The organism is Shewanella sairae, from assembly GCF_023283535.1.
Classification (GTDB): Bacteria; Pseudomonadota; Gammaproteobacteria; order Enterobacterales; family Shewanellaceae; genus Shewanella; species Shewanella sairae.
In genome coordinates, this window is the sequence record NZ_JAKILT010000183.1 from 1 (window position 1) to 1,223 (window position 1,223).

Here is a 1,223-nt window from a genome sequence, read left to right on the forward strand (position 1 = left end):
CCCAATGCTAATCCCGCAACTGAATAACTTGTCCCATAGACTTTTACTACGCGTTGCACACCATTTTCATCAGTAATAATGACTTGATAATAACTGGCACGATTGTCCTCTATCCAAGTAAGAATGTTTACCCCTCCAGATGTGCTGCCTAGAACCGGCTGTAACCCACCAACCTTTACTGTTCTGACGGCTTCTAAGTACTTAGTCGCATCTTCTGGAAATCGATTACCTTGGGAATCTTTGCAATACCATTTAGTGGTGTGAACCCCCGGTTCAGTGTAAGTATAGTTATCTGTTTTGCCTGTTGGACTTCGCTCTAATGGAGCTCCTGGTCCCCGTGTCGTCGCAAAGCAGGTTTCGACATTTGCTATATCCCAGTGAAACGCAGTAGACTCCCCAACTTTTAGAGTGCTCGGGAACCATGCAAATTTATTAACCGTTACCTTTAAAGAAACGTTAACATTTACGTACCTCGATGAACCACATCCAGTATTGTTTGGATTGCAAGCGTTAACACGTATTTGATTGTTACCAGTCTTGGTTAAAACAAGCCTTTGACTTAAAGCTTTCGTTGACGCTTTTACCGCACCGTTCACTGCTATTTGATATTTTGTACCGGGAACGCTTCCTCCGGCAGCATTCCATGAAACATTTACACTGTCGCCAACCCAGGCCGTTGAGTTTGATACCGCTAGGTTATTTACACCTCCAGGTGCAGTATAATAATAAATGGGATAAGCATTTGATTGAGCACTGCAACCGGCGGAACTGCATGCAGCTACAGTGTATATACGTCGGCCGTAACTGTTGTGACGTTTAGATATTGCTCTCCCTGAGCCAGAGTAGATAACTGTACCATCCTCATATAATTTATAGCTAATAGCGTTGGCAACTGCTGGCCAAGATATTGACACATTAGTATTAACTGGTTGATACATCGAGGAAGCTATGGGGGGGAAGGCTTTGCTCGGAATGATGGTTACCGTTATCCCTTTTTTAGCTGAAAAAGCGCTACAGGCATTTGAGTTGCAAGCTCTGACTTTATAGTAGTAGGTGCCATTTGGTTTTACTCGGTATAAATGGCGTGCGGTTCCCGAATACAAAGTACCGCTCATTTCTCCCATAATTTCATAGCGGGTCGTATTAGATGTTTCGCCCCAAGTCACTGTATATCGTCCATCAACATCGCTACTCGGTACGGAAATACTTGGTACTTTGGGCGC

Annotated in this window: 1 protein-coding gene; it reads right to left on the minus strand. The window is 44.0% G+C overall.

Annotated features, from left to right (window positions below; genetic code table 11):
* The coding region (locus L2748_RS23970) for a hypothetical protein (protein ID WP_220783633.1) at nt 1-1,166 on the minus strand (1,166 nt) is incomplete at its 3' end.
* Nucleotides 1,167-1,223 lie beyond the last annotated feature (57 nt).